This is a genomic window from Prevotella sp. TCVGH, from assembly GCF_023522295.1.
GTDB lineage: Bacteria > Bacteroidota > Bacteroidia > Bacteroidales > Bacteroidaceae > Prevotella > Prevotella timonensis.
In genome coordinates this window covers 1-5,922 of sequence record NZ_QFFX01000101.1, presented here as the reverse complement: position 1 = coordinate 5,922, position 5,922 = coordinate 1, and the positions used below count along the sequence as shown (strand labels likewise).

Below are 5,922 nucleotides of genomic sequence, written 5' to 3'. Positions count from 1 at the left end.
TTTATATCGAACTCCAGGGATAATTGTGTCTAATTCTCTCAAATAAGGGGAGAATATGAGATGAAATAGAGCATATACAGCCTAAAAACCAAAAATATTGACTGCGGGTGAGCCAATAGTGTTCAAAAACAAGAATGATAGAGAATGAGGTAAGGTTTTGCAGAGGTCTCATCAAGTCATTTGATTTCTTATCTATTCATTTAATTAACTTCAACCATCAAGACAATGAGAAGTACATTCAAGATACTGTTCTATATCAACAGACAGAAGACCAAGGCAGACGGCAATACCGCCATTCTCTGCCGTATCACCATCGACGGAAAGAACGCAGCCATTACCACAGGAGAAGAGTGTAAATTCTCCGAATGGAACACCAAGCAGGGTTTGACAACCAACAGGAAGACTAATCAAAGAATCAATGAGTTCAGGGATTTGGTGGAAAAGACCTATCGGGACATTCTTGTAAAGGATGGAGTGGTAAGTGTGGAGCTTGTAAAGAACCGCTTACAGGGTATTGCCACCAATCCGACCACGCTCCTTACCATGAGCAGGGCGGAACTCCAAACAGTCAAGGAAAGTGTTGGCAGATCAAGGGCAGAGGGAACTTACCTGAATCTGTTCTATTCTGACAGAAATCTCCGTGAATTTGTAGAAAACAAAGGAGTGCAGGATATATCCATCGGAACAATTACAGAGGACTTGTTCGAGGAATACCGCTTCTTTCTCAAAAAGCGTGGACTGAAAGCATCTACCGTCAACAGCAACCTCTGCTGGCTGAGCCGACTAATGTTCCGTGCGGTCAGCAAGAGGATTATCCGCTGCAATCCGTTTGAGAATGCCAAGTATGAGAAAGAGGAAAAGAAGATACGTTTTCTACAAAAGGGCGATGTAATGAAACTTATGGCAATGAAGATGAACGACAGGGAAGCAGAGCTGGCAAGACTGATGTTTGTCTTTTCCTGCTTCACAGGCTTGGCTATCTCAGATATGGAGAATTTGGAAAACAAGCATATCCAAACGACAGCGGACGAACAGATGTATATAAGAAAGGAACGTCAGAAGACCAAGGTTGAGTTCATCGTGCCGTTACATCCCATAGCGGAAGCCATAATCAGCCATTATCGGAAAGAGCCAGAAAGAAGCGAGGTACAGCAGACGGTGAAAGAAAAAGGCGACCACCTTGTTTTTCATCGTGATTGCAGCCGCAGTGTCATGGATGCCAAACTGAGTATTGTGGGAAAGGCTTGCGGTATCCGCCAAAGACTTTCCTTCCACATGGCAAGGCATACGTTTGGCACGATGTGCCTTAGCGCAGGAATACCTATTGAGAGTATAGCCAAGATGATGGGACACGCCTCCATATCAAGCACTCAAGTTTATGCGCAGGTGACGGACAAAAAGATATCAGAGGATATGGACAGGCTCATTGCCAAGCAATCGGCAAAAGAAAAGGAAACTTCGGAGAGAGAGGCTTGTGAATCTTCGGATATTGTAACCTGTAAAATGGAGGAAACGGCATGAAGACAAACAACAACCTAAAAATAAGAACAAACACTGCCAATCATCGCAGCTATTTTGATTGGGGCAGCAAAATGCAAGTCATTTGCAAAGGAAACGGAGAGATAGCCATGACAGAGAGTGAACTTGTGAGTTTTTTGGGGTAACATGGAGGAAACTCAACCATAGGCTTCAGACAATTATGAAATCTTCCAACCTGCATCCCGAAGAAAGAGTTGCTGACGAGGAAGAAGTCGTTATCAATGGACCGCTCAAAGGCTATGCACCGCTCTATCCGCTTTCTATCATCATCGCTCTGTCCTTTCTGTTAGACAACACGGAAGCGCATTTGTTCAGAAAGTACATCTGTCAGAAGCTGCAGAAACCAGCATCCATAATAACACCGATATTCCTGATAGGCAACATGGATAACTGATGGTAATACGCTTTTTTCTTTCACTGATTATATCTTACTACATAACTACAATAGGGTATAATACGGTGAAAGAAAAAATCTTGTAGCGTAGTTAGTAAGAGAAGCATCCAGTTACTACTTAAAAACTACATACTACTTCTATTGGTAATCTTCCAGTAAGAACACACACTGCTTGCCATTATATTCGTATCACTTGCAAAATGATATTCTGAAATGGAATGGAAATGATCAACCCAAATAAAAATAACTTCAAAGAATTTGGGTGTTTGGAAAATACTCGGTATTTTTGCAAAAATAAACGACTTAATATATGTTAATAAACAAAGAAGAAAAGAAGGTTGTTGATATTCTTAGGAACTGTATTGAAAAAGCAAACACCGGTACTCTGTTTTTTAATAATAGTTTCCCAGAATACGACGACGAGTATGTTGGCAAAATTTTGTCAGATTTTGTCCGGCAGGGATTGTTATTAAGGCTATCTCGTGGTATATACCTAAAAACAAAGGAAACCAAATTCGGTGTTGTTTATCCAACTACCGAGGATATTGCTCGTGCTATTGCAGAAAGAGATAATGCAGAGATTCTCCCTACTGGTAGCACCGCGCTGAATATGCTCGGATTGTCCGAACAAGTTACCATGACCCCTGTTTTTCTCACCAGTGGGTCTGCAAGAAAAATCAAGTGTGGCAATAAAACCATCACGTTCAAAAGAGGAGTGCCCAAGAATTTCGCATTGAAGGGAAAGGTCACACGTCTGTTAGTACAAGCCATGAAAGCTATCGGTGAACGAAACTATAATGGCGAGTGGGAAAGTGCAATCAATGTGATATTGAGTAAATATCCAGAGGACGATACCATGTCGGAAGACTTAAAAGTCATGCCTGCATGGATAAGAAGAAAAATAATAAACATCCTAAACAATAAGAATCATGAGCAGTTGGCAGAATCATAGCATTGATGAGAGGATCTCAATGATACAATCAGTCGCACAAGATCATAATATCGAAGATAATGCGATAGAGAAGGATTGGTGGGTGACAGTAGTCCTCAAAGCCCTGTTTAACACATCTTGTGGGAAATGGCTTCTTTTCAAGGGTGGAACTTCTTTGAGTAAAGGATGGAATCTTATTAACCGTTTCAGTGAAGATATCGACATCTCCATTGACAGAATTTTTTTTGAAAAAATCCTTAACCTGCAATTTGCCAAGTGTGAGAACAACAACCAGGTAAAGAAGTTAAGAAAAGCGTCGCGAGATTATATTCATGGGACACTTTCAGCAGAACTGGATGTGGAACTTCAGAAAATGGGAATTGAAGGATATACTGTAAAGAATGAAACGATGGTGGGGGAACCTCCCAAGCCTATAGATCATGACAGTGACCCAACGGTAATATTCGTCAATTATGAAAGTATTTTCCCATCCAGCATGAGACTTATTGATGCGAGGGTTAAAATAGAAATCAGTTGTCTATCTATGTCTGAGCCTAATGAGAAATGCGACATCCACTCTCTTGTCTTCGATAAGTTCCCTGAGGAGGATGATGAAATGACAGCATCTATCAAGACTGTAACACCATCAAGAACATTTTTGGAGAAGGCACTGCTTCTTAGTGAGGAGCTTCAAAAGGAAGAACCAAGAACATTGCGTATGTCCCGGCATCTCTATGATTTAGATAGATTGATGGACACAGAGTTTGGCCAGAAGTCACTGAACGATGGCAACCTTTATAAGGCTATCGTAGAACATCGTCGTCGTTTCTATCATTTGGGATATGTGGACTATGACAAAGATTATCCGACAAGTATTGATTTTATCCCCCGAAATGAGGTTCTGAAAGCCTATCGTCTGGACTATGAGACAAATATGGTAGATGGATATATATATGGCGAAGCCAAGCCCTTTAAGGAATTGATGAAAAGAATGGAGAAATTACTTCATGACTTCAGACAAATTATAATTCCTTAGATGTGCCATTGACCATCGTTTGTTACAGGTATCAAAATACGCAATCCAATGTTTCCTTTATGACGGGAGGTGAACTTTGCAATAGTGCTCTTGTTGTTGATTATTCGCCCTTAAAAATAGGCCACTAGTCATAAATTTGAGCCTTTTTCAAGTTTTTCAAAAAAAAGTTTCAAAATTCGTGCAGTCTTTTAGTCACAATCTGCTCCTTTTAATAAAAAGGAAAAGTATATCTATGAAAGTAGATGTTGATATAAACGCATGTAAACAGGGAGAACGGAAAGCTCTCGGAAATTTATACAAGGCATATTCCGACAGATTATTGCGGATATGCCAGCATTATGTGACAGACGAAAGCACGGCAGAAGATATTTTGCATGATGCGTTCATCATCATCTTCACCTCCATCAAATCGCTGAAAGACAACTCAAAATTGGAGGGATGGATGATCACCATTGTAAGGAACCTTTCTCTAAGGTACCTGCAAAGCACAGAGAAGGATGACATTCCTCTGTCTAGTCTGGGCATAGAATTTTTGAGCGAAGAAGACGAGGAAGAAAAGAATATAGAACTTGAACTATTGCTGTCGGCAATAGAGTCGTTACCGGAGGGGAACAGGGAGATATTCAAACTCTCGGTTCTGGATGGTCTTTCCCATAAGGAAATTGGAGAACTGCTTGGTATCAATCCTCACAGTTCATCTTCTCAGTTGGTTCGAGCAAAGAAAATGTTGCGGACCATACTGATGAACTATTGGATGCTCTTCTTGCTTCCAATTCTGATACCTGTCTATATCTATTTCGTAACGAAGGACAAAACTGTTGGAACTTCTGAACACAAGCAAACAGCAGTAACCACTCATAAGGAGCTGCCAGGACGGGTTCTAAAAGAATCTGCCTCTCAAAAGATAGTGCAACCAAGATATTCCATCCCATCAAGTATAAGTACCAATAATAATGATGAACGTGCCTTGGCAGAAATGGCTACCTCTACTGAAAAGATTTCTTCACGGATGATAACAGATAGTGTAGAATCCGAGCAGCAGACTGTAGTTTTCCATGTGGATTCTATACAGAAACAATTGGTTATAAAGGGTATCAGCACCAAAGACTCCGTGCTTCGTATTCCACAAATTACCGAAGAAAAAATGATGGCATTGAATGAAAGTATGTCGCCTAGTGTCAGCAATAAGAAGAAATACCCATGGACATTTAAATTCGGCTATTCATCTAATGCCGGAGCAAATGGAGCCATGTCCAATTTGAACTACCTATCAGTAGTAGATTACGCTAACGGTGGGGCTTCGGCCAAATTATATACATGGGATGATTATGTAAATTATTTGGTTCGGAACAATGCACTGATGGATTCTGTCGAGAGGGCAAAAATGTCATGGATAGCACAGAATAATGCAACAGAAGACAACGCATCCTTAGGTGAGAAGGCGCACCACTACCGCCCCAAAACCTTTAGTTTGTCGCTCAACAAGCAACTAAGTTCCCATTGGACTTTTGGCACGGGATTGACTTACACAAGAATGAAGTCTGATTTTGAGAGTGAGTTTCATGGTGCGACCTTGTTGAAGACCCAGAAGATTGATTATGTGGGCATACCATTGCAATTGACCTATCGTATATGGAGCAAGGGACGATTCAATGCCTATACGACTGGTGGAGTAACATTCGAGATGCCAGTTCACAGTTCACTTGATAAGAAGTATATCATAACGTCTGACTCGTCCTACACGTTAAAGGGTGACATCAAGCCACGTTATCAGTGGTCTGTGAACTTAGGTATCGGTGTTCAGTATAGGCTATTCAAGCCTTTCAGTCTGTATTTAGAACCTAACATGTTCTATTACTTCTGGAATGGCAGTGACCTTGAAACCTACCGCACAGAGCATCCGTTCATCATAACAGTACCATTTGGATTGCGGCTTACTTGGTAAGAGACCTCTGCAAAACTCATTGTTCAAAGTTTGCTCATTTCATCATATTTTTGTACCTTTATAGTATGAAACAACGT

4 protein-coding genes and 1 pseudogene are annotated in these 5,922 nt (G+C 40.8%); all 5 read left to right on the top strand.

What is annotated here, in order from left to right:
• Positions 1 to 225 precede the first annotated feature (225 nt).
• The 5 genes and pseudogenes from DEM91_RS11920 to DEM91_RS11900 all read left to right on the top strand — a co-directional run bounded on the left by DEM91_RS11920 (position 226) and on the right by DEM91_RS11900 (position 5,845).
• Positions 226 to 1,521, top strand: coding sequence for a site-specific integrase (locus DEM91_RS11920; protein WP_249859059.1), 1,296 nt, complete (start codon positions 226 to 228; stop codon positions 1,519 to 1,521).
• A pseudogene (locus tag DEM91_RS11915) lies at positions 1,518 to 1,933 on the top strand (hypothetical protein). Before DEM91_RS11920 ends, DEM91_RS11915 begins: the two are co-directional and overlap by 4 nt.
• Positions 1,934 to 2,243: 310 nt before the next feature.
• Positions 2,244 to 2,885: a DUF6088 family protein gene (locus DEM91_RS11910; protein ID WP_004348713.1), complete on the top strand. Its 642-nt coding sequence runs from the start codon at positions 2,244 to 2,246 to the stop codon at positions 2,883 to 2,885.
• Entirely contained in the window at positions 2,863 to 3,900 is a 1,038-nt protein-coding gene (locus DEM91_RS11905) for a nucleotidyl transferase AbiEii/AbiGii toxin family protein (protein WP_036888024.1), read from the top strand. The genes DEM91_RS11910 and DEM91_RS11905 overlap by 23 nt, the downstream gene beginning before the upstream one ends.
• Positions 3,901 to 4,132: 232 nt before the next feature.
• Positions 4,133 to 5,845 carry a sigma-70 family RNA polymerase sigma factor gene (locus DEM91_RS11900; protein ID WP_036888022.1) on the top strand — a complete coding sequence of 571 codons (1,713 nt, stop codon included), beginning with the start codon at positions 4,133 to 4,135 and terminating at the stop codon, positions 5,843 to 5,845.
• The last annotated feature ends 77 nt before the right edge of the window (positions 5,846 to 5,922 follow it).

Coding starts and splice junctions, on each gene's coding strand:
- DEM91_RS11920 (WP_249859059.1), top strand. CDS start 226: ATGAGAAGTACATTCAAGATACTGTTCTATATCAACAGACAGAAGACC.
- DEM91_RS11910 (WP_004348713.1), top strand. CDS start 2,244: ATGTTAATAAACAAAGAAGAAAAGAAGGTTGTTGATATTCTTAGGAAC.
- DEM91_RS11905 (WP_036888024.1), top strand. CDS start 2,863: ATGAGCAGTTGGCAGAATCATAGCATTGATGAGAGGATCTCAATGATA.
- DEM91_RS11900 (WP_036888022.1), top strand. CDS start 4,133: ATGAAAGTAGATGTTGATATAAACGCATGTAAACAGGGAGAACGGAAA.